General features: G+C 48.5%; 22 protein-coding genes and 4 pseudogenes. 18 read left to right on the top strand and 8 right to left on the bottom strand.

The features are described 5' to 3' along the window. Positions 1 to 28: 28 nt before the first annotated feature. The 10 genes and pseudogenes from ACU8XX_RS17070 to phrB form a co-directional block, all read left to right on the top strand. Positions 29 to 1549, top strand: a pseudogene (locus tag ACU8XX_RS17070) (RHS repeat-associated core domain-containing protein); the annotation flags it as partial. Continuing rightward, positions 1546 to 2115, top strand: a complete 570-nt coding sequence (ybfC, locus tag ACU8XX_RS17065; protein ID WP_000832333.1) for a protein YbfC — start codon at positions 1546 to 1548, stop codon at positions 2113 to 2115. The pseudogene ACU8XX_RS17070 and the gene ybfC, both read left to right, overlap by 4 nt. A gap of 243 nt (positions 2116 to 2358) precedes the next feature. Next, complete coding sequence (locus ACU8XX_RS17060) at positions 2359 to 2586, top strand: NTF2 fold immunity protein (protein WP_000404861.1); 228 nt, start codon at positions 2359 to 2361, stop codon at positions 2584 to 2586. 667 nt (positions 2587 to 3253) lie between these two features. Further along, complete coding sequence (locus ACU8XX_RS17055) at positions 3254 to 4390, top strand: ISAs1-like element ISEc1 family transposase (RefSeq protein WP_000420795.1); 1137 nt, start codon at positions 3254 to 3256, stop codon at positions 4388 to 4390. Positions 4391 to 4437: 47 nt separating this feature from the next. Further along, a complete protein-coding gene (locus tag ACU8XX_RS17050) occupies positions 4438 to 4839 on the top strand; it encodes a DUF6258 family protein (RefSeq protein ID WP_000460274.1) in 402 nt (133 codons plus the stop codon). A gap of 116 nt (positions 4840 to 4955) precedes the next feature. Continuing rightward, positions 4956 to 5042, top strand: a pseudogene (locus ACU8XX_RS17045) (RHS domain-containing protein); the annotation flags it as partial. 163 nt (positions 5043 to 5205) lie between these two features. After that, a pseudogene (locus ACU8XX_RS17040) lies at positions 5206 to 6342 on the top strand (ISAs1-like element ISEc1 family transposase). Positions 6343 to 6472: 130 nt separating this feature from the next. Then, a pseudogene (locus tag ACU8XX_RS17035) lies at positions 6473 to 7231 on the top strand (ISAs1-like element ISEc1 family transposase); the annotation flags it as partial. A 150-nt stretch (positions 7232 to 7381) separates the two neighbouring features. Beyond that, complete coding sequence (locus ACU8XX_RS17030; RefSeq protein ID WP_001076004.1) at positions 7382 to 7891, top strand: YbgA family protein; 510 nt, start codon at positions 7382 to 7384, stop codon at positions 7889 to 7891. Beyond that, on the top strand, positions 7888 to 9306 hold the full coding sequence (gene phrB / locus ACU8XX_RS17025) for a deoxyribodipyrimidine photo-lyase (protein WP_000628033.1): 1419 nt from the start codon (positions 7888 to 7890) through the stop codon (positions 9304 to 9306). The genes ACU8XX_RS17030 and phrB overlap by 4 nt, the downstream gene beginning before the upstream one ends. A gap of 41 nt (positions 9307 to 9347) precedes the next feature. Here the strand turns inward: phrB and dtpD are convergent, their stop codons facing one another. Next, positions 9348 to 10829, bottom strand: coding sequence for a dipeptide permease DtpD (gene dtpD, locus ACU8XX_RS17020; protein WP_001032697.1), 1482 nt, complete (start codon positions 10827 to 10829; stop codon positions 9348 to 9350). A 270-nt stretch (positions 10830 to 11099) separates the two neighbouring features. Between dtpD and ybgI the strand changes: the two genes are divergently transcribed. From ybgI to nei, 5 genes are read left to right on the top strand one after another with little or no spacing between them, the layout of a single operon-like run. After that, positions 11100 to 11843 (top strand): radiation resistance protein YbgI, encoded by a 744-nt coding sequence (gene ybgI, locus ACU8XX_RS17015; RefSeq protein ID WP_000798871.1) that lies wholly within the window; start codon positions 11100 to 11102, stop codon positions 11841 to 11843. A 22-nt stretch (positions 11844 to 11865) separates the two neighbouring features. Then, positions 11866 to 12522, top strand: a complete 657-nt coding sequence (gene pxpB, locus ACU8XX_RS17010; protein WP_001188343.1) for a 5-oxoprolinase subunit PxpB — start codon at positions 11866 to 11868, stop codon at positions 12520 to 12522. Next, positions 12516 to 13448 (top strand): 5-oxoprolinase subunit PxpC, encoded by a 933-nt coding sequence (gene pxpC, locus ACU8XX_RS17005; protein WP_112034172.1) that lies wholly within the window; start codon positions 12516 to 12518, stop codon positions 13446 to 13448. The genes pxpB and pxpC overlap by 7 nt, the downstream gene beginning before the upstream one ends. Continuing rightward, positions 13438 to 14172, top strand: a complete 735-nt coding sequence (pxpA, locus tag ACU8XX_RS17000; protein ID WP_240765219.1) for a 5-oxoprolinase subunit PxpA — start codon at positions 13438 to 13440, stop codon at positions 14170 to 14172. Before pxpC ends, pxpA begins: the two co-directional genes overlap by 11 nt. Before the next feature lie 35 nt (positions 14173 to 14207). Then, positions 14208 to 14999 (top strand): endonuclease VIII, encoded by a 792-nt coding sequence (gene nei, locus ACU8XX_RS16995; RefSeq protein WP_001114026.1) that lies wholly within the window; start codon positions 14208 to 14210, stop codon positions 14997 to 14999. On the opposite strand, the gene ACU8XX_RS16990 is transcribed toward nei, so the two are convergent. From ACU8XX_RS16990 to ACU8XX_RS16960, 7 genes are all read right to left on the bottom strand, one after another. Then, on the bottom strand, positions 14996 to 16042 hold the full coding sequence (locus tag ACU8XX_RS16990) for an AbrB family transcriptional regulator (RefSeq protein WP_001297246.1): 1047 nt from the start codon (positions 16040 to 16042) through the stop codon (positions 14996 to 14998). The genes nei and ACU8XX_RS16990 overlap by 4 nt on opposite strands. A gap of 151 nt (positions 16043 to 16193) precedes the next feature. Then, on the bottom strand, positions 16194 to 17255 hold the full coding sequence (locus tag ACU8XX_RS16985) for a fimbrial protein (RefSeq protein WP_001272421.1): 1062 nt from the start codon (positions 17253 to 17255) through the stop codon (positions 16194 to 16196). Beyond that, positions 17252 to 17983, bottom strand: coding sequence for a fimbrial biogenesis chaperone (locus ACU8XX_RS16980; protein WP_000143530.1), 732 nt, complete (start codon positions 17981 to 17983; stop codon positions 17252 to 17254). The genes ACU8XX_RS16985 and ACU8XX_RS16980 overlap by 4 nt, the downstream gene beginning before the upstream one ends. Positions 17984 to 17997: 14 nt before the next feature. Continuing rightward, positions 17998 to 20457, bottom strand: coding sequence for a fimbria/pilus outer membrane usher protein (locus ACU8XX_RS16975; protein WP_072217296.1), 2460 nt, complete (start codon positions 20455 to 20457; stop codon positions 17998 to 18000). Positions 20458 to 20507: 50 nt separating this feature from the next. After that, positions 20508 to 21074, bottom strand: coding sequence for a fimbrial protein (locus ACU8XX_RS16970; protein WP_000472422.1), 567 nt, complete (start codon positions 21072 to 21074; stop codon positions 20508 to 20510). 388 nt (positions 21075 to 21462) lie between these two features. Then, entirely contained in the window at positions 21463 to 22746 is a 1284-nt protein-coding gene (gene gltA / locus ACU8XX_RS16965; RefSeq protein WP_000785834.1) for a citrate synthase, read from the bottom strand. Between the two features lie 205 nt (positions 22747 to 22951). Further along, positions 22952 to 23059, bottom strand: coding sequence for a hypothetical protein (locus ACU8XX_RS16960; RefSeq protein ID WP_001305582.1), 108 nt, complete (start codon positions 23057 to 23059; stop codon positions 22952 to 22954). Positions 23060 to 23439: 380 nt separating this feature from the next. Here ACU8XX_RS16960 and sdhC point away from each other — a divergent pair, with 380 nt between their 5' ends. From sdhC to sdhA, 3 genes are read left to right on the top strand one after another with little or no spacing between them, the layout of a single operon-like run. Continuing rightward, the gene (gene sdhC, locus ACU8XX_RS16955; protein ID WP_000263347.1) at positions 23440 to 23844 is read left to right on the top strand and encodes a succinate dehydrogenase cytochrome b556 subunit; all 405 of its coding nucleotides are present in this window, start codon (positions 23440 to 23442) and stop codon (positions 23842 to 23844) included. Continuing rightward, entirely contained in the window at positions 23838 to 24185 is a 348-nt protein-coding gene (gene sdhD / locus ACU8XX_RS16950; RefSeq protein WP_000254365.1) for a succinate dehydrogenase membrane anchor subunit, read from the top strand. Before sdhC ends, sdhD begins: the two co-directional genes overlap by 7 nt. Further along, positions 24185 to 25951: a succinate dehydrogenase flavoprotein subunit gene (gene sdhA, locus ACU8XX_RS16945; RefSeq protein ID WP_000775540.1), complete on the top strand. Its 1767-nt coding sequence runs from the start codon at positions 24185 to 24187 to the stop codon at positions 25949 to 25951. The genes sdhD and sdhA overlap by 1 nt, the downstream gene beginning before the upstream one ends. The last annotated feature ends 6 nt before the right edge of the window (positions 25952 to 25957 follow it).

Below are 25957 nucleotides of genomic sequence, written 5' to 3'. Positions count from 1 at the left end.
TAAGTTAATTGCTCTTATTATTATATGTAACCTGGGCATTGATATCCCGTATGCCACAGACCCGGCAGGTAACCGCCTGCCCGACCCGGAGCTGCACCCGGACAGCACCCTCAGCATGTGGCCGGATAACCGTATCGCCCGTGACGCGCACTATCTTTACCGGTATGACCGTCACGGCAGGCTGACGGAGAAAACCGACCTCATCCCGGAAGGGGTTATCCGCACGGATGATGAGCGCACCCACCGGTACCATTACGACAGTCAGCACCGGCTGGTGCACTACACGCGGACACAATATGCAGAGCCGCTGGTCGAAAGCCGCTATCTTTACGACCCGCTGGGCCGCAGGGTGGCAAAACGGGTATGGCGACGTGAACGGGACCTGACGGGCTGGATGTCGCTGTCACGGAAACCGCAAGTGACCTGGTACGGCTGGGACGGCGACCGGCTGACCACGATACAGAACGACAGGAGCCGCATCCAGACGATTTATCAGCCGGGGAGCTTCACACCACTCATCAGAGTTGAAACTGCCACCGGTGAACTGGCCAGAACGCAGCGCCGCAGCCTGGCGGATGCGCTTCAGCAGTCCGGCGGCGAAGACGGTGGCAGTGTGGTGTTCCCGCCGGTGCTGGTGCAGATGCTCGACCGGCTGGAAAGTGAAATCCTGGCTGACCGGGTGAGTGAGGAAAGCCGCCGCTGGCTGGCATCGTGCGGCCTGACCGTGGAGCAGATGCAAAACCAGATGGACCCGGTGTACACGCCGGCGCGAAAAATCCACCTGTACCACTGCGACCATCGCGGCCTGCCGCTGGCGCTTGTCAGCACGGAAGGGGCAACAGAATGGTGCGCAGAATACGATGAATGGGGCAACCTGCTGAATGAAGAGAACCCGCATCAGCTGCAGCAGCTTATCCGCCTGCCGGGGCAGCAGTATGATGAGGAGTCCGGCCTGTATTACAACCGCCACCGCTATTATGACCCGCTGCAGGGGAGGTATATCACTCAGGATCCGATTGGGCTGAAGGGGGGATGGAATTTTTATCAGTATCCGCTGAATCCGGTTCAGTATATAGATTCAATGGGACTGGCATCAAAATATGGACACTTAAATAATGGCGGATATGGAGCGAGACCCAACAAACCGCCTACGCCCGATCCAAGTAAATTGCCGGACATAGCGAAACAATTAAGACTGCCATATCCTATTGACCAGGCCAGTAGTGCGCCTAATGTTTTCAAAACATTCTTCAGAGCATTAAGCCCTTACGACTACACACTGTATTGCAGGAAGTGGGTAAAACCAAATCTGACTTGTACGCCACAGGATGATTCCCAGTATCCAGGGATGGATACAAAGACAGCAAGTGATTACCTGCCACAGACAAATTGGCCAACAACTCAATTACCACCAGGATATACTTGTGCAGAACCCTATTTATTCCCAGACATTAATAAACCCGATGGGCCAGCAACAGCAGGGATAGATGATTTGGGTGAAATTTTAGCTAAGATGAAACAGAGAACATCGAGAGGAATAAGAAAATGAAAAGAGTTTTGTTCTTTTTGCTGATGATATTTGTTAGTTTTGGTGTTATAGCTGATTGCGAAATACAAGCTAAAGATCATGATTGTTTTACTATTTTCGCTAAGGGTACTATTTTTTCCGCGTTTCCTGTCTTAAATAATAAAGCCATGTGGAGATGGTATCAGAATGAGGACATCGGTGAGTATTATTGGCAAACAGAACTGGGCACATGTAAAAATAATAAATTCACACCAAGCGGGGCGAGACTCTTAATTCGCGTTGGGTCACTACGCCTTAATGAAAATCATGCCATCAAAGGAACGTTGCAGGAGTTGATAAATACAGCAGAAAAAACGGCGTTTCTCGGCGATCGGTTTAGAAGTTATATAAGAGCGGGTATCTATCAAAAAAAGAGCAGTGATCCAGCTCAGTTGTTGGCAGTCCTTGATAATTCAATCATGGTTAAATATTTTAAAGAAGAGAAGCCAACTTATGCTCGAATGACAGCACATCTCCCGAACAAAGATGAGTCTTACGAATGTTTAACAAAAATACAGCATGAACTGCTTCGTAGTGAAGAAAAATAAAACATCTTCCTGAGAAAATAAATTAACCATTCGGAAAAACATGTTCTTAATGGATATCCAGGTACACCAGAAGGTCGATTTGGAAAAATGGATTCCGATGGTAAGAATATCATATATTCTGAATGTAATGTTTTACCCTCAACTTTTGAGATTCGATAGGTGTAGAACACGAGAAACTCACTAATATTACTTATTATGATATTGTTTACAATATCACACTCAGTATTTGGAAAAGAAAATCCAGTGGAAATTTTAGTAAATAGTCGTGAAATGGCTTTGGAATTATCATATGTTTACATTAAATATGTATACGGGAAAGAAAAAGCAGAATTTCAGAAACCATATAGTATTACAGATGACAATAATTGTTGGAAAATCGAGGGAAAACAACCGAAGACGTTAGGAGGAAATTTTACAATACTAATAGCGAAAAAAGATGGGCAAGTGTTGCATGTAATACACACAAAATAATCCACTGTACAGTCGATTCAAATATTTTACCAAGGTGTGTTTCGTAACTATTTTGTGTACAATATGACTCTACATATCGACGAAAAAACCACTTGATTTGACAGGAACACATTCAAAAAATTTCTTTTTTCATTTCAGGAGCGATTTTCATCTGTTACTTGAAGTATCTGTGAGATTAAGTGACTCCCCCTAACGTCGTACTAAATAGTAATTACTGGCCATACCGGGAGCAGTATTCGGCGCTTCCCACATGCAGCTGAATAACCGCATCAGCGAAGATGTATTGTATTTTTACTATCACAATGTGTACGGACGGTTTATGGAAAAGAATGAACATTAGATACGCGATGCGGCGGCAGGTTACACGGTTATCACTACGATAGCCAATACTGGCTGGTGCATTACCATCGTGAACAATAGGACGCCGTACTGCTGGAAATTTCTTACCTTTATGACTCCCCGCGCCGCCGTATCGGAAAACGGGAAGCAATCAAGATGAGGCTGATATAATGTGCGGGATGCCCAGGGAAAGATCATCAGAAGTACACTTTTTGTACTAAATAATTCGCATTTTATGTTTAAAAATTGAGATATTCCTCATTACCTGAAGCTGTTTTTTATTGCTTATACATGATCAAATACTTCTTACATAATTAAGGAGAACAAAATGGAACTTAAAAAATTGATGGAACATATTTCTATTATCCCCGATTACAGACAAGCCTGGAAAGTGGAACATAAATTATCGGATATTCTACTGTTAACTATTTGTGCCGTTATTTCTGGTGCAGAGGGTTGGGAAGATATAGAGGATTTTGGGGAAACACATCTCGATTTTTTGAAGCAATATGGTGATTTTGAAAATGGTATTCCTGTTCACGATACCATTGCCAGAGTTGTATCCTGTATCAGTCCTGCAAAATTTCACGAGTGCTTTATTAACTGGATGCGTGACTGCCATTCTTCAGATGATAAAGACGTCATTGCAATTGATGGAAAAACGCTCCGGCACTCTTATGACAAGAGTCGCCGCAGGGGAGCGATTCATGTCATTAGTGCGTTCTCAACAATGCACAGTCTGGTCATCGGACAGATCAAGACGGATGAGAAATCTAATGAGATTACAGCTATCCCAGAACTTCTTAACATGCTGGATATTAAAGGAAAAATCATCACAACTGATGCGATGGGTTGCCAGAAAGATATTGCAGAGAAGATACAAAAACAGGGAGGTGATTATTTATTCGCGGTAAAAGGAAACCAGGGGCGGCTAAATAAAGCCTTTGAGGAAAAATTTCCGCTGAAAGAATTAAATAATCCAGAGCATGACAGTTACGCAATCAGTGAAAAGAGTCACGGCAGAGAAGAAATCCGTCTTCATATTGTTTGCGATGTCCCTGATGAACTTATTGATTTCACGTTTGAATGGAAAGGTCTGAAGAAATTATGCGTGGCAGTCTCCTTTCGGTCAATAATAGCAGAACAAAAGAAAGAGCCCGAAATGACGGTCAGATATTATATCAGTTCTGCTGATTTAACCGCAGAGAAGTTCGCCACAGCAATCCGAAACCACTGGCACGTGGAGAATAAGCTGCACTGGCGTCTGGACGTGGTAATGAATGAAGACGACTGCAAAATAAGAAGAGGAAACGCCGCAGAATTATTTTCAGGGATACGGCACATCGCTATTAATATTTTAACGAATGATAAGGTATTCAAGGCAGGGTTAAGACGTAAGATGCGAAAAGCAGCCATGGATAGAAACTATCTCGCGTCAGTCCTTGCGGGGAGCGGGCTTTCGTAATCTTGCCCTGGCGGGATGCCTGAGTATTTTTAGAATAGGGGGGTAATATGTTTGATAGAATATATCTTGGTGATCGAGCAATAAAAAAAATTGAATTTGATTTATGGAGTAAACAAATTAGAATTCAGGTTAATTTAATCTCAAGGATAGCCTATGGTACAACAGAATGGATTTTTTATGATAATGAAGACTTAGAAGATGGTTATTTGGTATTTTCAGATGTTAGTTTCTTCAATATAACTCCTAATGGCTCTATTCCAGATGATTATATAATTTCAATAATTACAGATAATGTCAATGTTGAATATTTTGAATCAACTATAGTTGCAGTTGGACAAATTCCAAATACAAATTCTGGAGACATTGATAATATTGGTGAGTGTCAAATTTTCATCAGGTATAAACACAGCTGGATTGAGAATAAATTCAAAGAAAAAATAATTGAATAACCATGTTATGTATAGACATTTTAGATGGAACGAACCAGAGGAAGGCATGCCTCCGACTTGGGTTATATGGGCACGGATTTTTAGTGTAGTGAACTCAACGACGCAAACCGAATAACCTGCCGCTAGTGCTTATCAGCACGGAAGGGGCAATAGAATGGTGCGCAGAATACGATGAGTGGGGCAACCTGCCAGGGAAAGATCATCAGAAGTTCACTTTTTGTACCAGGGAAAGATCATCAGAAGTTCACTTTTTGTACTAAATAATTCGCATTTTATGTTTAAAAATTGAGATATTCCTCATTACCTGAAGCTGTTTTTATTGCTTATACATGATCAAATACTCCTTACATAATTAAGGAGAACAAAATGGAACTTAAAAAACTGATGGAACATATTTCTATTATCCCCGATTACAGACAAGCCTGGAAAGTAGAACATAAATTGTCAGATATTCTACTGTTGACTATTTGTGCCGTTATTTCTGGTGCAGAGGGTTGGGAAGATATAGAGGATTTTGGGGAAACACATCTCGATTTTTTGAAGCAATATGGTGATTTTGAAAATGGTATTCCTGTTCACGATACCATTGCCAGAGTTGTATCCTGTATCAGTCCTGCAAAATTTCACGAGTGCTTTATTAACTGAATGCGTGACTGCCATTCTTCAGATGATAAAGACGTCATTGCAATTGATGGAAAAACGCTCCGGCACTCTTATGACAAGAGTCGCCGCAGGGGAGCGATTCATGTCATTAGTGCGTTCTCAACAATGCACAGTCTGGTCATCGGACAGATCAAGACGGATGAGAAATCTAATGAGATTACAGCCATTCCTGAACTTCTTAACATGCTGGATATTAAAGGAAAAATCATCACAACTGATGCGATGGGATGCCAGAAAGATATTGCAGAGAAGATACAAAAACAGGGCGGTGATTATTTATTCGCTGTAAAAGGAAACCAGGGGCGGCTTAATAAAGCCTTTGAGGAAAAATTTCCGCTGAAAGAATTAAATAATCCAGAGCATGACAGTTACGCAATGAGTGAAAAGAGTCACGGCAGAGAAGAAATCCGTCTTCATATTGTTTGCGATGTCCCTGATGAACTTATTGATTTCACGTTTGAATGGAAAGGACTGAAGAAATTATGCGTGGCAGTCTCCTTTCGGTCAATAATAGCAGAACAAAAGAAAGAGCCAGAAATGACGGTCAGATATTATATCAGTTCTGCTGATTTAACCGCAGAAAAGTTCGCCACAGCAATCCGAAACCACTGGCACGTGGAGAATAAGCTGCACTGGCGTCTGGACGTGGTAATGAATGAAGACGACTGCAAAATAAGAAGAGGAAACGCCGCAGAATTATTTTCAGGGATACGGCACATCGCTATTAATATTTTAACGAATGATAAGGTATTCAAGGCAGGGTTAAGACGTAAGATGCGAAAAGCAGCCATGGATAGAAACTATCTCGCGTCAGTCCTTGCGGGGAGCGGGCTTTCGTAATCTTTCCCTGCTTTTTGTACTAAATAATTCGCATTTTATGTTTAAAAATTGAGATATTCCTTATTACCTGAAGCTGTTTTTTATTGCTTATACATGATCAAATACTTCTTACATAATTAAGGAGAACAAAATGGAACTTAAAAAATTGATGGAACATATTTCTATTATCCCCGATTACAGACAAGCTTGGAAAGTGGAACATAAATTATCGGATATTCTACTGTTGACTATTTGTGCCGTTATTTCTGGTGCAGAGGGTTGGGAAGATATAGAGGATTTTGGGGAAACACATCTCGATTTTTTGAAGCAATATGGTGATTTTGAAAATGGCATTCCTGTTCACGATACCATTGCCAGAGTTGTATCCTGTATCAGTCCTGCAAAATTTCACGAGTGCTTTATTAACTGGATGCGTGACTGCCATTCTTCAGATGATAAAGACGTCATTGCAATTGATGGAAAAACGCTCCGGCACTCTTATGACAAGAGTCGCCGCAGGGGAGCGATTCATGTCATTAGTGCGTTCTCAACAATGCACAGTCTGGTCATCGGACAGATCAAGACGGATGAGAAATCTAATGAGATTACAGCTATCCCAGAACTTCTTAACATGCTGGATATTAAAGGAAAAATCATCACAACCGATGCGATGGGTTGCCAGAAAGATATTGCAGAGAAGATACAAAAACAGGGAGGTGATTATTTATTCGCTGTAAAAGGAAACCAGGGGCGGCTAAATAAAGCCTTCGAGGAAAAATTTCCGCTGAAAGAATTAAATAATCCCAAGCATGACAGTTACGCAATTAGTGAAAAGAGTCACGGCAGAGAAGAAACCCGTCTTCATATTGTTTGCGATGTCCCTGATGAGCTTATTGATTTCACGTTTGAATAGAAAGGGCAGCTATGGTTAGAAACTACCTGACGTCAGTCCTTGCGGGGAGCAGGCTTTCGTAAATTTGTCCTGCTACAACAGGATTAACTTCACAAATATCATTTCTCAACGTCTACACTTACTCCTGTAAACCGTTCAGGAGCAGTAATGAATCAGCAACGATTTGATGACAGCACCCTAATCCGTATCTTCGCCCTTCATGAGTTACATCGACTGAAAGAACATGGCTTAACGCGCGGGGCGCTTCTCGATTATCACAGCCGCTATAAACTCGTCTTTCTGGCGCATTCTCAGCCGGAGTACCGCAAACTTGGCCCGTTCGTGGCTGATATTCACCAGTGGCAAAATCTGGATGATTTTTACAACCAGTACTACCAACGCGTAATTGTTTTGCTTTCTCATCCCGCCAACCCGCGCGATCACACCAACGTTTTGATGCACGTTCAGGGTTATTTTCGCCCGCATATTGATTCCACAGAACGCCAGCAGTTGGCGGCGCTTATCGACAGTTATCGCCGTGGCGAGCAACCACTTCTTGCGCCGCTGATGCGTATCAAACACTATATGGCGCTTTATCCTGACGCCTGGCTTTCAGGGCAGCGTTATTTCGAACTTTGGCCGCGTGTGATTAACTTGCGCCATTCAGGAGTTTTATGATTACCCATCTGGTCTGGTTTCGCCAGGATTTACGTCTGCACGATAATCTCGCACTGGCTGCCGCCTGCCGCAATTCGTCTGCACGCGTGCTGGCGTTATATATCGCTACACCACGCCAGTGGGCGACGCATAACATGTCGCCGCGTCAGGCTGAACTTATCAATGCTCAACTGAATGGGCTACAAATAGCGCTTGCGGAAAAAGGTATTCCTTTATTGTTCCGTGAAGTGGATGACTTTGTCGCCAGTGTCGAAATAGTTAAACAGGTGTGCGCGGAAAACAGCGTTACCCACCTGTTTTATAACTATCAGTATGAAGTGAATGAGCGGGCGCGGGATGTGGAAGTTGAAAGAGCGCTGCGTAACGTGGTGTGTGAAGGATTTGATGACAGCGTGATCCTGCCGCCTGGCGCGGTGATGACCGGTAATCACGAGATGTACAAAGTCTTTACGCCTTTTAAGAATGCCTGGCTGAAACGGCTGCGGGAAGGGATGCCGGAGTGTGTCGCTGCGCCAAAAGTTCGTAGTAGCGGATCGATAGAGCCCGCGCCATCCATTACGCTGAATTATCCTCGTCAGTCTTTCGATACTGCGCATTTCCCGGTGGAAGAAAAAGCGGCGATTGCGCAATTACGCCAGTTTTGCCAGAACGGTGCCGGAGAATATGAGCAACAACGAGATTTTCCGGCAGTGGAAGGCACCAGTCGTTTGTCCGCCAGCCTGGCAACGGGCGGGTTATCGCCTCGCCAGTGTTTGCATCGCTTGTTGGCGGAACAGCCGCAGGCGCTGGACGGTGGGGCCGGTAGTGTCTGGCTTAGTGAGCTGATCTGGCGCGAGTTCTACCGTCATCTGATGACGTATTACCCCTCGTTGTGTAAACATTGTCCGTTTATTGCCTGGACGGATCGTGTGCAGTGGCAGAGCAATCCCGCACATTTACAGGCCTGGCAGGAAGGCAAAACGGGATACCCGATTGTCGATGCTGCCATGCGTCAGCTTAACAGCACTGGCTGGATGCATAACCGGCTACGGATGATTACAGCCAGTTTTCTGGTTAAAGATTTGTTGATCGACTGGCGCGAAGGCGAGCGATATTTCATGTCGCAGCTGATTGATGGTGATTTGGCAGCCAATAACGGTGGCTGGCAGTGGGCCGCTTCAACCGGAACCGATGCAGCGCCGTATTTTCGTATTTTCAACCCGACAACCCAGGGCGAGAAATTTGACCGTGAGGGCGAGTTTATTCGTCGATGGTTACCGGAGCTGCGCGATGTACCAGGGAAAGCGGTGCATGAGCCGTGGAAGTGGGCGCAGAAAGCAGGTGTGATGCTGGATTATCCGCAACCGATAGTTGATCACAAAGAGGCAAGGCTGCGAACGCTGGCAGCGTACGAAGAAGCGAGGAAAGGAGCCTGATAAAACGCAGCGAGCGTTTTATCAGGTATGGTGCTGGCCTATTATGACTCCAGCGCCAGCGCGCGGTTTCTGAATTTCAGCGCCTGATACAGCCAAATCATTAGTACCACTCCTACACACGCCAGTGCGCCCCAGGTAATTTGATCAAATACTTCAATATATGCATTGATGGAGTAGTTGATCGCCCCGGAAGCATCAAACGAAGCCTGCGATGTCTGATCGGCAATCACGCCCGCCAGATAGTTCGCGATCGCGCCAGAAAGCAGCATGTAGATGCCGGTTAATACGCCGGTCACACCGGGGATTTCAATGCGCGTAATTTGCGACATGGCAACCGGGTCGATAAACAGTTCCGCAAAGCCCATCACCGCCAGGCCTAATACCATCAGTGGCAGAGAAGAGTGACCATACATTGCGGACCAGCGGGCGCTTAAGGTCAGAATGCAGAATCCGGCGCTCATCAGGCCAAGGCCAAGAGCAAATTTCCCCCAGATGCGCACGGTACGATTACCCGCGACACTCTCTTTTACCACCCACGCCAGGAACACACCGCACAGCATAACTGCGAAGGCATTAATCGACTGGAACATCGCGGTCGGAACGGTATAACCAAACATATCGCGGTTAACGAAGCGGTCGATATAAAGGCTAATCGAGCTACCGCCCTGTTGTGCGAAGGCCCAGAACAACATACTGAAGAAGGTGAGCGTCACAATCAGCCCCAGCTCCTTCCGCTGTTTCTGGTTTTCTGCTTTGCGATAAATTTTTGCCAGTACACCCAGGCCAATAATAGTCGCGACAATTAAGGCGTATACCGACCACTCTTTCCAGAACAGTACGGTAATCAGTGCAGGCGTTGCCACCAGCAGAACCAGCAGCCATCCCCAGTTCGGCAGGAGAAAGTTTGTCGCACGCAGTACTTTTTTGTTAACGCCGCGGGTATGAGTGAAATGACGATTGCCACATAAGAAAATGACCAGACCCGCGATCATGCCAACCGCCGCCAGGCCAAAGCCCATCGCCCAGCTGTACTCTTCCTGGGCGTAACCACAGGCGATAGGTGCGATAATAGACCCCACGTTACCCGCCGCATACATCAGCGAGAAACCGCCATCACGACGCGGATCGGTTGGCTCATACAGCTCGCCGAGCAGACAGCTTACGTTAGATTTAAACAGGCCATAGCCGCAGACGATAATCGCCAGGGACAGATAGAGGAATGACGGATGGATCTCACTGGCACCCAGCACCACATGACCGATCGCCATCAACAACGCCCCCAGCATCACCGCCATGCGATTGCCGAGAACTTTATCCGCCAAAAAGCCACCGAGGATTGGCGTGACATACACCAGCGAACAGTAGGCGCTAAATAACTCGTAGGCGTGAGTATCGTTGTATTTTAGTTGATTGGTGAGATAGAGAATCAGCAGGGCACGCATGCCGTAAAAGCTAAAATATTCCCAGATTTGCAGCGCAACGACATAGTAAATAGCGCGCGGCTGTGATGCGTGTTTATTCATGATAATTCCACAATTGACTGCAACGTCACGTAATAGTTGCGCGGCGTGCTTGTGTTTCCTTAAAGTTAAAACTTTGATACAGATCTGATTATTTATGCAATATGCTGTCTGATTGCATAAATATACATTAGCTGAAGCGTGATGATATAAACAATTTGCGTCTTTTGGCGTCGGGTTTGTTTCTTAATATGTCAAAAGATTGGCTATCGACGAACAGGCGAGGTAACGCTATGTTAACGGTGTAGCTATCAGAATACGGAAGGCGCGAAGATGAAAAACACCGAACTGGAACAACTGATTAACGAAAAACTGAACAGCGCGGCGATTAGTGATTACGCGCCGAATGGTTTGCAGGTGGAAGGCAAAGAGACGGTGCAAAAAATTGTTACCGGTGTCACCGCCAGCCAGGCTTTGCTCGATGAGGCAGTGCGTCTGGGCGCGGATGCGGTCATTGTGCATCATGGCTACTTCTGGAAAGGAGAGTCTCCGGTCATTCGCGGAATGAAGCGTAACCGTTTAAAAACGTTGCTGGCGAATGATATCAACCTGTATGGCTGGCATTTGCCGCTTGACGCACATCCTGAGCTGGGCAATAACGCACAGCTGGCGGCGTTACTGGGGATCACGGTCATGGGCGAAATTGAGCCGTTGGTGCCGTGGGGAGAGCTGACCATGCCTGTGCCGGGACTGGAGCTGGCTTCCTGGATTGAAGCGCGTCTGGGACGTAAGCCGTTATGGTGTGGCGATACCGGACCTGAGGTGGTCCAGCGCGTCGCCTGGTGCACGGGCGGCGGGCAAAGTTTTATCGATAGCGCCGCGCGTTTTGGCGTGGATGCTTTTATTACTGGCGAAGTTTCTGAACAGACCATTCATTCAGCCCGCGAGCAGGGATTGCATTTTTATGCTGCAGGTCACCATGCCACTGAACGTGGTGGTATTCGCGCATTGAGCGAGTGGCTGAATGAAAATACCGATCTTGATGTGACCTTTATTGATATTCCTAATCCTGCATAACGAATAATCAGAGGGATCGAAAGTGCAACGAGCGCGTTGTTATCTGATAGGTGAAACGGCGGTAGTGCTGGAACTGGAACCGCCGGTGACGCTGGCTAGCCAGAAACGGATCTGGCGACTGGCGCAGCGTCTGGTGGATATGCCGAATGTGGTTGAAGCCATTCCCGGCATGAACAATATTACGGTGATTTTGCGTAATCCTGAGTCGCTGGCGCTGGATGCCATAGAGCGTTTGCAACGCTGGTGGGAGGAGAGCGAGGCCCTGGAACCTGAGTCTCGCTTTATTGAAATTCCGGTGGTTTACGGTGGTGCAGGCGGACCGGATTTGGCGGTGGTCGCGGCGCATTGCGGGTTGAGCGAAAAACAGGTTGTTGAATTGCACTCCTCCGTGGAATACGTGGTCTGGTTTTTAGGTTTTCAACCGGGCTTCCCGTATCTCGGGAGTTTGCCGGAACAACTACACACGCCACGGCGCGCTGAACCGCGCTTACTCGTTCCGGCAGGTTCTGTCGGGATCGGCGGGCCGCAGACTGGTGTTTATCCGCTGGCAACGCCGGGTGGCTGGCAGTTGATTGGTCATACCTCACTCAGCCTGTTTGATCCGGCGCGTGACGAACCCATCTTATTACGTCCGGGAGACAGCGTGCGCTTTGTACCGCAGAAGGAGGGAGTATGCTGAAGATTATTCGTGCGGGCATGTATACCACTGTGCAGGATGGCGGTCGTCACGGTTTTCGCCAGTCGGGTATCAGCCACTGCGGCGCACTGGATATGCCCGCGTTACGCATTGCTAACCTACTGGTGGGTAATGACGCCAATGCCCCCGCGCTGGAGATCACGCTCGGTCAGTTAACTGTTGAGTTCGAAACTGATGGGTGGTTTGCTCTGACGGGTGCCGGTTGCGAAGCGCGGCTGGATGATAATGCCGTCTGGACCGGCTGGCGATTGCCGATGAAAGCAGGCCAGCGTTTAACGCTTAAACGCCCGCAGCACGGGATGCGCAGTTATCTGGCGGTCGCGGGTGGTATTGATGTTCCGCCGGTAATGGGGTCATGCAGCACCGATCTCAACGTGGGGATTGGCGGGCTGGAAGGCCGTTTACTGAAGGATGGTGACCGACTCCCGATTGGCAAATCGAAGCATGATTTTATGGAAGCGCAGGGCGTTAAACAGCTGCTGTGGGGCAACCGCATTCGCGCCTTGCCGGGGCCGGAATATCATGAGTTCGATCGCGCCTCGCAGGATGCATTCTGGCGTTCGCCCTGGCAGCTTAGCCCGCAAAGTAACCGCATGGGCTATCGCTTACAGGGGCAAATTTTAAAACGCACCACCGATCGCGAACTGTTATCTCACGGTTTGTTACCGGGCGTGGTGCAGGTGCCACATAACGGGCAGCCGATTGTGTTGATGAACGACGCACAGACCACCGGTGGTTACCCGCGTATTGCCTGCATCATTGAGGCTGATATGTACCATCTTGCGCAAATTCCGCTCGGTCAGCCGATTCATTTTGTCCAGTGTTCACTGGAAGAGGCACTGAAAACGCGGCAAGATCAGCAACGTTATTTTGAACAATTAGCGTGGCGGCTGCACAATGAAAATTGACCTGAACGCCGATCTGGGCGAAGGCTGCGCCAGCGACGCAGAGCTATTAACGCTGGTTTCCTCTGCCAATATTGCCTGTGGATTTCATGCAGGCGATGCGCAAATCATGCAGGCTTGCGTGCGTGAAGCAATAAAAAATGGTGTCGCGATTGGCGCTCACCCGAGTTTTCCCGACAGGGAAAATTTTGGTCGCAGCGCCATGCAGCTGCCGCCAGAAACCGTTTACGCCCAGACGCTGTATCAAATTGGCGCGCTGGCAACGATTGCCCGTGCGCAAGGCGGCGTAATGCGTCATGTCAAACCGCACGGCATGTTGTACAACCAGGCGGCGAAAGAAGCACAACTGGCAGACGCCATCGCCAGAGCGGTATACGCTTGCGATCCGGCATTGATTCTCGTTGGGCTGGCAGGAAGCGAGCTGATTCGTGCAGGCAAGCAATATGGCCTGACAACGCGCGAGGAAGTGTTTGCCGATCGCGGTTATCAGGCTGACGGCTCGCTGGTGCCGCGAAGTCAGCCAGTCGCGTTGATTGAAAACGAAGAACAGGCGCTGGCGCAAACGCTAGAGATGGTGCAACACGGCAGAGTCAAAAGTATCACCGGCGAATGGGCAACGGTCACGGCGCAAACAGTCTGCCTGCATGGCGACGGCGAGCACGCACTGGCGTTCGCCCGCCGACTACGCTCTACATTTGCCGAAAAGGAGATTGTTGTCGCAGCATAACCCCGATTAATAAAGAATGAAAAAAGGATATCACCATGCCTGAAGGCCCGGAGATCCGCCGTGCAGCGGATAACCTGGAGGCGGCGATCAAAGGCAAACCACTAACTGATGTCTGGTTTGCCTTCCCGCAGTTAAAAACTTATCAATCACAACTTATCGGTCAACACGTTACCCATGTGGAAACGCGTGGTAAGGCGTTGTTAACTCATTTTTCCAACGACTTAACGCTCTACAGCCATAATCAGCTTTACGGCGTCTGGCGCGTGGTTGATACCGGCGAAGAGCCGCAGACCACGCGAGTATTGCGGGTAAAACTGCAAACGGCTGACAAAACCATTCTGCTTTATAGCGCCTCGGATATTGAGATGTTGAGGCCGGAACAACTGACCACGCATCCGTTTTTACAACGCGTTGGTCCCGATGTGCTGGATCCGAATCTGACGCCGGAGGTGGTAAAGGAACGGTTATTGTCACCGCGCTTTCGTAACCGTCAGTTTGCAGGATTACTGCTCGATCAGGCGTTTCTGGCTGGGCTTGGCAATTATTTGCGGGTGGAGATCCTCTGGCAGGTTGGGTTGACTGGAAATCATAAAGCGAAAGATCTCAATGCGGCGCAACTGGATGCACTCGCACACGCGTTACTGGAGATTCCTCGGTTTTCTTACGCTACGCGGGGGCAGGTGGATGAGAATAAGCATCATGGGGCGCTGTTTCGCTTTAAGGTTTTTCATCGTGATGGCGAACCGTGCGAACGCTGTGGCAGCATCATTGAGAAAACCACGCTGTCATCTCGCCCGTTTTACTGGTGCCCTGGCTGCCAGCACTAGGCCGACCGCTTCGGCGCATAGGTTGAAATAAACCGCGCAATGGCTGGCCCCGTCAGCAAAATACTGAACAGGCGCAGGGTTTGCATCGCCATAATAAGCGCCATATCGGCATTGCTCCCTGCGGCGATGACCGCCACGGTATCAAGCCCGCCGGGACTGGTGGCGAGGTAGGCAGTCATAAAATCAATGTGCATAAACCGGGTCAGCCCCCACGCCATACCCGCACAAATAGCCAGCAGAGCAAAAATCGACAGCAGGATTTGCGGTAGTGGGCGTAGTGCCCGCAGTAAGATTTGTTTATCGAAACCAAGACCAATCCGCCAGCCAATTGCCATATACGCCATCGCCAGCAGCCATTCCGGTAGTTCGATGGTGATGAGCTGACCAGACTGGAGCACTGCGCCCGCCAGCATCGGGATGAGCATCGTGCCGGAAGGAAGACGCAGCATGCATCCCGCCGTACCGGCAACGACTGCGAGCAAAATCGTAAGCAGGAGATTAATGCTCACTGGCGGGAACCAGACGATTTGCTGGTTAACCGCTTCAGCGTTATCACCCAGCATCATGCGGGTGACCAGAACAGCGGCCCCCGCGACGAACAGCACTCGCAGATATTGCATAAACGCCACCAGGCGAATATCTGCGCCGTAATCTTGCGCCATAGCGACCATTGCCGCTGCGCCGCCTGGAGAAGAACCCCAGGCACCGGTATTTCCAGGCAGTGAGCTATAGCGCACCAATAACCAACCCACGATGGCGCTGGAAAGCAGCGTCACCAGTAAAATAGCAAGCACGATCGGCCAGTTGGCGGCCAGCGTGGTGAGAATCGAACCAGTGAGGTTTTGCGCAATCATGCAGCCAAGAATGGCCTGGGCGGCGAGAAAAGCGGAGCGGGGAAGTTGCAGAGTAATTCCGCGCATACTGAAGATGATCCCGGCGATCATCGGCCCAAGTAATAGCGCCGCCGGGAGATGTACCGCGAGGAAACCAATAGAAAGGAGAAGTGATAGCACACATAACATTCCCCACTGCAAAACTGGCATCCTTCGCTCCCTCATTATTTTCTCTTTGGTGTATCGATACAGCATAAAGAAAGCCGGGCCAGGAAAAAATAACAGCAATCAAGGAAAAGGGGAAAATCAGCAATTTTCTGAAAGAGATGCCCTTTCCGGCTGCAAAGGGCATCATGGCAAATCAGTTATAGTTAATTTTAAAAAGCACCACTGTATCGAAGGGCCCAGCCTCGATGGGGGTACCTGCAATGGACGAAAGTTCAGCTGTATAGGTTTTTTCGTAGACCAACATGTCGCTGGTGAAATCGGCGTATTCAGCATATTTATTGAAGGTATAAGGCGAGGCGTTTTCATCCAGCAAACGTAGCTTCAGACCATTACCAATCAACAATGCTTTATCTTCTTCAACCAACGTTTCTTCGGTATAAAAGGAGGAACTGACTTTAAATCCGTCGGTGCATTGGTCATTTTGTGATTTTGTCGTCTTAATACTGAATGTTTTCGACATTGTGTGGCGACGAATATCCAGCAAATTAAATTTACCAAAATCAATCACCTGTGTTTCCGGTGAAATGGAAAAATTGACGCTGCAATCCAGCACGCGAATGTTTTCCAGACCAGTAATATGATATTTCAGGTTTTGGGCAGTAGGGTCTTCGTTAACGCTACCGGCACCGTCAAATTGCACGACGATATAGTCGCTAAGCGTACTTTGATAATCATGCGGCGGCATTTCTCGTATTTTGACGTATAACCGCATGCGAGCGAGAAAGGTACGCGACATGTGAATATTAGCGGGATCACCCGAGCAAATTTTGTTCTGCCATCCCATCGCGATAATCTGCTCAGGGGTATAAATGTCAATGTTCTTACTGTCAATACACTGGTTAGTGTCGATGCGGCTTTTTCCCTGGTTGGCGTCATAATCAACGCCATTGTAAGTTACGCCGAGTTGATAATAGCGATCCTGCACCCCCGGGTAGGGGTTTACCCAGGCATAAACATGCTCACTTTCAAAATTGCCGTTGGTATTGTTGTCACAATAGACGGGAATTTTAATATCGTCAGATTCCCAAATCTTATCGCCGAGTTTGGCATTGCCTGGTACAGCAAAAGGTTGAATCGCTTCTGATTTTTCTACCGAGCCACCGGATGAACCAAAGTAGCAGTTCAGGGCAAGCGCAGACTTCAACGGCAGAAATAACAGACAGATGACGAGCAACACTCCCTTGCCAGCACTCATTTCTTCGCCTCCACGGCTTGTAAATGGCATTGTCCGCTGCAGTTGAGCATCGTCATGCGTAACGCGCCGTAATCATCCATATAACCGAGATAGAACTGGCTGCCGCTATAGCTTCCGGTGTTTGTGTTGACCGTACTAAAAGGCGCAACCATCACGGTTTTGAAGCCGGGGAGAACGCCTTTTTCATTTCGTCCCAGGTAGGCAATGGTCAGATAATACGCGGTAGGATTTTTCAGTGTCAGTTGGTTGCCCTGCTGGCTGACCTGTAACTGCAGTTCGACCTTTTCTCCTGCTTTCTTGCGTAATGCAGCCGGTCGCCAGAACACCTTGATACGACTCTGAATGGCGACTTGCAGAACGGCATGGTCGCTGTTTTTTTCCGGGGCGGGAGGAATTTCACGCATATTGTAGAAAAATAGCGTTTCGCGATCGCCCGGTAATTTTGTGGTCGAGGCTTGCTTTACTATCCGTACCTGCGTTGTTGCTTTCGGTTCCAGACGTTGTATCGGCGGCAGGGCGACCAGAAGATCATCGCTTTTCTCCCCTTTTTCATTTTCGAGCCAGGAATAAGCGAGGTAGGGGAGTTTATCGCTACGATTATCCACCCGCAGACTGGTAGCTTTATCATTAGCGTTAAACACAATACGAGTGCGATCGGGTTGTAGTGCAGCGTGGCTGCACAGACTGGCAACCAACAACAAAAGGGGTAGTCCTTTCATAAATGTCATTTTCATTTCCTTAATTAATGACAAGGTAAAATCAGGCGATTTGCGGTGTCTTCCATATGTTCAGGAAGATGGAGCGAGCAATGCTGGCTATCACCCCAGACCACGGTAAACTTTTGATTTTCAGCGACTCCGCTTAACCAGGCATGTCCTTCCTCGCCAACCATCCCCACGCTAATGCCGCTGTCATCCTGGCGGATATCCGCTCCGAGGGGAGGAAACTGACCGCTGGCGTTGCGAATGATGACGTTAACGTCTTTACCGGAACGGGAAGCCAGTGATTTGTAACCTATCGCGCCTTCAATCCACGTTTCTTTGATAACGTTTTCTGTAACTGTTACGCCGTCGGGTAATTCATTCATGTTCACCGCCACGGTGGAAGGCTGATAACTGGAAATCAACGGCACCACCGCAATGCCAAAATGGTTGGTGTAGTCGAGATTGCCCTGAACCGGAATATCTGCCACGCCATCGGTGCTGACCATCAGGCGAGGTTCATTGGTGGAGCTGCGGCGATGAAACGCTGCACCATATTGGGTTGCGGTGAAAGAACCGCTCCAGCTGCTGCTGACGGAACTGTAATCATTGGCGGCATAGGTACCAGAAATATCCCACTCACCCGCTGAACTCAGGTGCTGATAGTTACCGCTCACCTGGGCTCCATTGTCAGGACGGTCGGATTGCAGTCCGGCAGACATGCCCCAGCTATTACGTTCATCCAGCGTATCGTTCCACGACATGCGGTGTGTGGTGCTGTGGCTACTGTTTTGCATGTCATAACCAACCCGACCACCATTACCGAAGGGGAGCGAAATCGACAGGTAAATCTGGTTGTCGCGATCTTTATCTTCGTAATGGGTTGTATTGAATGACGTCGAAATAGAGATATCTCTCCAGTCACCAATATCAACATTAAAACCGGCTGTGATGTTGGCGGTCGTGGAGGCGTCTGCATTCCACCAGGTTTGATGTAGCAGGTTGGCGTAAAGATTGAGGTTTAGTGGGGTAATCGGTTGGCCCACAGATAAGCTGATCGTCTGTTTTTCGTCCTGCGCATCGCTGTCGTTGTATTTGTGATCCAGATAGTTGGCGTAGCTGTGAAAATGACGATCGGAGAAACGATAAGCGGCGAGGGAAATCGTGCTGTTAGTGGCATTCACTTGTTTGCTGTAATTAAAACGGTAGCTTAAGCCCCGCTCGTCCTGCTGAGTATCAAAATGGCTACTGGCCCACGTGACATCAAACGACAGCGCACCAAGCCACAGCATATTTTGCCCAATACCCATTGCGGCAGAATGGTAGTCATCACCAGAAAGCAGCAGGCCGCCGTACAGCGAGGTGTTTGACAGCATCCCCCAGGAAACTTCATTGCTAAAAAAGGTTTCATTTTCAGTTTGATGTGACATGGAGGGCCGTGGCTGACCCGCGGCCAGTTTATAGCGAACCTGTCCCTGACGAGTCAGGAAGGGCGTCGATGCTGCCGAAACCTGGAAATTGTTCACCCGACCATCTTCTTCCGTCACTTTGACATCCAGTGTGCCCTGAACAGACTGATTAAGGTCGTCAATGATAAATGGGCCTGGTGGGACTTTTTTCTGGTAAATGACGCGGCCTGATTGACTGATCGTCACCGTGGCATTGGTCTGTGCAATACCGCTAATTTGTGGGGCGTAGCCGCGTAGTTCCCATGGCAACATTCGCTCGTCACTTGCCAGTGCCGCGCCGGTATAAGAAAAACCGTCGAAAATATTGGAACTAAAATCCGTTTCGCCGAGGGTTAATTTAGAGCCTAATTGCGGTAATGGACGAAAAAGATAGGTGCGCGATATCCCGCCTGACTGTTCATGGTTATCATCGCTATCAGTCTGATTCAACTGATAATCACTACGTAAGCGCCATGCCCCGGCGTTAATTCCGGTGGTACCGTAGGCGTTCAGGTTAGTGCTGCTGCTGCCGTCCTGTGGGCGGTAGCTGCTGGCAAACAAGTTGTAATCCATCAGGATACCGGCGACACCTTCTTTCCATGTGGAGGGTGGGGTCCAGTTTTCTGAGTGCCACGCCAGCCAGGCTTGCGGAATGGTGATATTTAGTTGCTGATTGGCTTGATCGAAATTGAAGAGCATTTCAGGTCGGGAGCTAAAATCGACGCACTGATTTATCAATGGTAACGACTGACGGACTTCAGGTTTTAAGCCAAATTTATCGACCAGTAAATCATTGATGCACGGAATGGTTTTATCGTCATTTTTGTGCCAGTTAATCTTTTGCCTGTTACTGATTTGGTTATTATTTACCGCAACGCTAACAAAATACTCACCGGGAGCAATGACTCCTTTTTCCTTTAATAATGAAATATCAATGCGGTCGCGCATCGATTTATCGAGAACATTAAGGTTGAATTCGACCGCCAATGCGCAAGGCATCGCCACGACCAGGCAGGATACAAAAGAGAGTCGATAAATATTCACGGTGTCCATACCTGATAAATATTTTATGAAAGGCGGCGATAGCGCCGCCAAAGTAATACTTATTTATAATCCAGCACGTAGGTTGCATTCGCCGTAACTGCGCCTGGCGTTACAGGTGTAGCCTGATCAATTTGTTCCATCCAGGCAAAGAAATTCAGCGTTTGTTCGCTGGAGGTCGGAGCCAGGTCGATATCTGGAGTAGCGGTGCCTAAAACGATATTGCTTTGATCTTTATTCATTAAACGTACGCCGACGCCGGTGGCTTCACCCGTGCTGGTGTTGTTGAGAATCGGATCTGCGCCGGTGGTTTTCGCTGAGCTATCAAAGGTGACTGCAACTTTAGAAATCTTGCCACCGGAACCGTTGCTGGAGTTTTCCAGATCACAGTTGACTAAGCGCAGGTCGACAGCAACGGCATCGCTGTGATGTGACTGATTAATGTGGCTGGTGGTCACCTGACCGAGTTCAACCTCTTTATCAATATCATCCTGATGTATTTCACACGGTGCTTCAATAACTTCACCTTTAAAGTGAATTTCACCGGATCCTTCATCAGCCGCATAAACAGGTGCTGTGAACAGCAGAGATACGGCCAGTGCGGCCAATGTTTTTTGTCCTTTAAACATAACGGAGTCCTTTAAATAATGAGATAGAATGTTGCGTGGCAAGAATATATTAACTGGCAGTTGAATGTATTTGGTTTTATTTAACAATATTAAAAATCTTGTTATATAAAGAATGGAATAATTGAGTGCATAAATTTATTGTTTAATGAGATGAAGGATGGGGTGGGATGGATATGCATAATTTTCATTGGGTTAACAATGCTACCAGCAGGAAAGTATAAAAATAAACTTATCATTCTGCTCAGTATGTGACTTGTCACATTTTCTCACCTTATTAATGGGTATTTGTATCTGGTTTAATTTTTACAATTTATTATGTTCAGCCATATAAAAAGAACCCGCTCTATTAAAGGCGGGTCCGGAAAGTAAACGGCTTAGCAATCAATCATTAACGCTTGATATCGCTTTTAAAGTCGCGTTTTTCATATCCTGTATACAGCTGACGCGGACGGGCAATCTTCATACCGTCACTGTGCATTTCGCTCCAGTGGGCGATCCAGCCAACGGTACGTGCCATTGCGAAAATGACGGTGAACATGGAAGACGGAATACCCATCGCTTTCAGGATGATACCAGAGTAGAAATCGACGTTCGGGTACAGTTTCTTCTCGATAAAGTACGGGTCGTTCAGCGCGATGTTTTCCAGCTCCATAGCCACTTCCAGCAGGTCATCTTTGGTGCCCAGCTCTTTCAGAACTTCATGGCAGGTTTCACGCATTACGGTGGCGCGCGGGTCGTAATTTTTGTACACGCGGTGACCGAAGCCCATCAGGCGGAAAGAATCATTTTTATCTTTCGCACGACGAACAAATTCCGGAATGTGTTTAACGGAGCTAATTTCTTCCAGCATTTTCAGCGCCGCTTCGTTAGCACCACCGTGCGCAGGTCCCCACAGTGAAGCAATACCTGCTGCGATACAGGCAAACGGGTTCGCACCCGAAGAGCCAGCGGTACGCACGGTGGAGGTAGAGGCGTTCTGTTCATGGTCAGCGTGCAGGATCAGAATACGGTCCATAGCACGTTCCAGAATCGGATTAACTTCATACGGTTCGCACGGCGTGGAGAACATCATATTCAGGAAGTTACCGGCATAGGAGAGATCGTTGCGCGGATAAACAAATGGCTGACCAATGGAATACTTGTAACACATCGCGGCCATGGTCGGCATTTTCGACAGCAGGCGGAACGCGGCAATTTCACGATGACGAGGATTGTTAACATCCAGCGAGTCGTGATAGAACGCCGCCAGCGCGCCGGTAATACCACACATGACTGCCATTGGATGTGAGTCGCGACGGAAAGCGTGGAACAGACGGGTAATCTGCTCGTGGATCATGGTATGACGGGTCACCGTAGTTTTAAATTCGTCATACTGTTCCTGAGTCGGTTTTTCACCATTCAGCAGGATGTAACAAACTTCCAGGTAGTTAGAATCGGTCGCCAGCTGATCGATCGGGAAACCGCGGTGCAGCAAAATACCTTCATCACCATCAATAAAAGTAATTTTAGATTCGCAGGATGCGGTTGAAGTGAAGCCTGGGTCAAAGGTGAACACACCTTTTGAACCGAGAGTACGGATATCAATAACATCTTGACCCAGCGTGCCTTTCAGCACATCCAGTTCAACAGCTGTGTCCCCGTTGAGGGTGAGTTTTGCTTTTGTATCAGCCATTTAAGGTCTCCTTAGCGCCTTATTACGTAAGACTGCCGGAACTTAAATTTGCCTTCGCACATCAACCTGGCTTTACCCGTTTGTTATTTGGCTCGCCGCTCTGTGAAAGAGGGGAAAACCTGGGTACAGAGCTCTGGGCGCTTGCAGGTAAAGGATCCATTGATGACGAATAAATGGCGAATCAAGTACTTAGCAATCCGAATTATTAAACTTGTCTACCACTAATAACTGTCCCGAATGAATTGGTCAATACTTCCACACTGTTACATAAGTTAATCTTAGGTGAAATACCGACTTCATAACTTTTACGCATTATATGCTTTTCCTGGTAATGTTTGTAACAACTTTGTTGAATGATTGTCAAATTAGATGATTAAAAATTAAATAAATGTTGTTATCGTGACCTGGATCACTGTTCAGGATAAAACCCGACAAACTATATGTAGGTTAATTGTAATGATTTTGTGAACAGCCTATACTGCCGCCAGGTCTCCGGAACACCCTGCAATCCCGAGCCACCCAGCGTTGTAACGTGTCGTTTTCGCATCTGGAAGCAGTGTTTTGCATGACGCGCAGTTATAGAAAGGACGCTGTCTGACCCGCAAGCAGACCGGAGGAAGGAAATCCCGACGTCTCCAGGTAACAGAAAGTTAACCTCTGTGCCCGTAGTCCCCAGGGAATAATAAGAACAGCATGTGGGCGTTATTCATGATAAGAAATGTGAAAAAACAAAGACCTGTTAATCTGGACCTACAGACCATCCGGTTCCCCATCACGGCGATAGCGTCCATTCTCCATCGCGTTTCCGGTGTGATCACCTTTGTTGCAGTGGGCATCCTGCTGTGGCTTCTGGGTACCAGCCTCTCTTCCCCTGAAGGTTTCGAGCAAGCTTCCGCGATTATGGGCAGCTTCTTCGTCAAATTTATCATGTGGGGCATCCTTACCGCTCTGGCGTATCACGTCGTCGTAGGTATTCGCCACATGATGATGGATTTTGGCTATCTGGAAGAAACATTCGAAGCGGGTAAACGCTCCGCCAAAATCTCCTTTGTTATTACTGTCGTGCTTTCACTTCTCGCAGGAGTCCTCGTATGGTAAGCAACGCCTCCGCATTAGGACGCAATGGCGTACATGATTTCATCCTCGTTCGCGCTACCGCTATCGTCCTGACGCTCTACATCATTTATATGGTCGGTTTTTTCGCTACCAGTGGCGAGCTGACATATGAAGTCTGGATCGGTTTCTTCGCCTCTGCGTTCACCAAAGTGTTCACCCTGCTGGCGCTGTTTTCTATCTTGATCCATGCCTGGATCGGCATGTGGCAGGTGTTGACCGACTACGTTAAACCGCTGGCCTTGCGCCTGATGCTGCAACTGGTGATTGTCGTTGCTCTGGTGGTTTACGTGATTTATGGATTCGTTGTGGTGTGGGGTGTGTGATGAAATTGCCAGTCAGAGAATTTGATGCAGTTGTGATTGGTGCCGGTGGCGCAGGTATGCGCGCGGCGCTGCAAATTTCCCAGAGCGGTCAAACCTGTGCGCTGCTCTCTAAAGTCTTCCCGACCCGTTCCCATACCGTTTCTGCGCAAGGCGGCATTACCGTTGCGCTGGGTAATACCCATGAAGATAACTGGGAATGGCATATGTACGACACCGTAAAAGGTTCGGACTATATCGGTGACCAGGACGCGATTGAATATATGTGTAAAACCGGGCCGGAAGCGATTCTGGAACTCGAACACATGGGCCTGCCGTTCTCGCGTCTTGATGATGGTCGTATCTATCAACGTCCGTTTGGCGGTCAGTCGAAAAACTTCGGCGGCGAGCAGGCGGCACGCACTGCGGCAGCAGCTGACCGTACCGGTCACGCACTGTTGCATACCCTTTATCAGCAGAACCTGAAAAACCACACCACTATTTTCTCCGAGTGGTATGCGCTGGATCTGGTGAAAAACCAGGATGGCGCGGTGGTGGGTTGTACTGCACTGTGCATCGAAACTGGTGAAGTGGTTTATTTCAAAGCCCGCGCTACCGTGCTGGCGACTGGCGGGGCAGGGCGTATTTATCAGTCCACCACTAACGCCCACATTAACACTGGCGACGGCGTCGGCATGGCTATCCGCGCAGGCGTACCGGTGCAGGATATGGAAATGTGGCAGTTCCACCCGACCGGTATTGCCGGTGCGGGCGTACTGGTCACCGAAGGTTGCCGTGGTGAAGGCGGTTATCTGCTGAACAAACATGGCGAACGCTTTATGGAGCGTTATGCGCCGAACGCCAAAGACCTGGCGGGCCGTGACGTGGTGGCGCGTTCCATCATGATTGAAATCCGTGAAGGTCGCGGCTGTGATGGTCCGTGGGGGCCACATGCGAAACTGAAACTCGACCACCTGGGTAAAGAAGTTCTCGAATCCCGTCTGCCGGGTATTCTGGAACTCTCCCGTACCTTCGCTCACGTTGATCCGGTGAAAGAGCCGATTCCGGTTATCCCAACCTGTCACTACATGATGGGTGGTATTCCGACCAAAGTGACCGGTCAGGCGCTGACGGTGAACGAGAAAGGCGAAGATGTGGTTGTTCCGGGGCTGTTTGCCGTTGGTGAAATCGCTTGTGTATCGGTACACGGCGCTAACCGTCTGGGCGGCAACTCGCTGCTGGACCTGGTGGTCTTTGGTCGCGCAGCGGGTCTGCATCTGCAAGAGTCTATCGCCGAGCAGGGCGCATTGCGCGATGCCAGCGAGTCTGATGTTGAAGCATCTCTGGATCGTCTGAACCGCTGGAACAATAATCGTAACGGTGAAGATCCGGTGGCGATTCGTAAAGCGCTGCAAGAATGTATGCAGCATAACTTCTCGGTCTTCCGTGAAGGTGATGCGATGGCGAAAGGGCTTGAGCAGTTGAAAGTTATCCGCGAGCGTCTGAAAAATGCCCGTCTGGATGACACTTCCAGCGAGTTCAACACCCAGCGCGTTGAGTGCCTGGAACTGGATAACCTGATGGAAACGGCGTATGCAACGGCTGTTTCTGCCAACTTCCGTACCGAAAGCCGTGGCGCGCATAGCCGCTTCGACTTCCCGGATCGTGATGATGAAAACTGGCTGTGCCACTCCCTGTATCTGCCAGAGTCGGAATCCATGACGCGCCGAAGCGTCAACATGGAACCGAAACTGCGCCCGGCATTCCCGCCGAAGATTCGTACTTACTAATGCGGA

The organism is Escherichia sp. MAL-1 (assembly GCF_052948035.1).
Note: the sequence above shows the minus strand (reverse complement) of the source record. Positions and strands in the feature narration are given on the sequence as shown.